Below are 1240 nucleotides of genomic sequence, written 5' to 3' on the forward strand. Positions count from 1 at the left end.
CCCCGGCACCCCGGCCGCCCTGGTGAGCACCCTCGCCCTGACGGCGATCCGCAACGCCCGGCGGGCCGGACTCGACCTGGTGGGGCAGGCCAGCCTCACCGACCAGGCACTCTACGGGCAGTACCGGGGCAAGAGCCCGCTGGCCGCCGTGCTGCTCCGCCTCGACCTGACCACCGGCGGGATCGAGGTGGTCGACGCCGGGTCGCCGACGCTCTGGCGGATCAGCGGTGCCGTGCCCCAGCGCGTCGAACTGGACCGCCAACTGCCCCTCGGCATGTTCGAGGACACCGTCTACACGACGCAGCGCCTGCGCCTTCTGCGCGGCGACCGGCTGGTCTTCGTCGCCTGCGGCGCGGGCGAGCCTCCGGCCGCCGGGCAGTACGAGGCACCGGACGGTCCCGTCGCGCAGGCGCTGGCCCGGACCTGCCACCTGAGCGGCGCGGACGTGCCCGGTGCCGTCGTGCGGGCGCTGCGTGAGACACTCCGAGGCGCACCGGACGCAGTCCTCGTGCTCTGTCTCGACTGGCGCGGCCCAGGGGCGGCGTCACCGGACGCGAGGCGGGACGGGGAAGCCTCTCCGTCGGCTTTCTGACGCGTCGCCGGAGTGTGATCCCCGTTGTGGGCGGTGTGGGAACCATGAAGAGGGGAAAGGCGGAGTAGGAGGTGCCCAGCGCACCCACCGGACGAGGGGAGTACGAGCGCCATGACGGACGCGATGACCGCGGAGCCTGCGGCACGAAAGCCCTTGCTGTCCGCGAGTGTCGTCTACGACAACGACTCCCGGGGCGGCACGATCGCCGCCGCCCGTGCCTTCACGGCCGACTTCCTCGCGGCCGCCCCGTCCGTGCGGCGTGAACCGGTGGCCGACGAGCGCGTCGACCTNNCGAGCTCGTGACCAACGCGGTCCGGCACACGGTCGGCCCCTGTCGACTTCTCCTGGAGCTGCGTCAGGACACCCTGGAGATCTCGGTGTTCGACCGCGCGGCCGCCGCTCCCGTACCCCGCGGACACGACCCCCGCCGGATCGGACAGCACGGCGTCGAGATCGTCGTCGCCGTCTGCGAGAGCCTGAGCGTGGAGCCGGAACCGGAAGGGAAGCGGGTCCGGGCGTGCCTCTCCCTCCTGCCTGAGTACGCCGACACGGCGACCCCGGCGGAGCGGCGCCCGCACTGAGACACCGGCCCCGGCGCGGCGCAGCGGACCCACTCAGGCTCCCCGCCCCGGTCGGGCTGCGCTCCCG

Annotated in this window: 1 protein-coding gene; it reads left to right on the forward strand. The window is 73.8% G+C overall.

Features of this window, described 5'->3' with window-relative positions:
* Positions 1-592, forward strand: a 592-nt coding sequence (locus AOK00_RS32530) for a SpoIIE family protein phosphatase (RefSeq protein ID WP_159041896.1), incomplete at its 5' end; no start/stop codon positions are given.
* Positions 593-1240 lie beyond the last annotated feature (648 nt).

Origin of the sequence: Streptomyces aureus (assembly GCF_001418135.1) — a bacterium.
Lineage (GTDB): Bacteria > Actinomycetota > Actinomycetes > Streptomycetales > Streptomycetaceae > Streptomyces > Streptomyces aureus_A.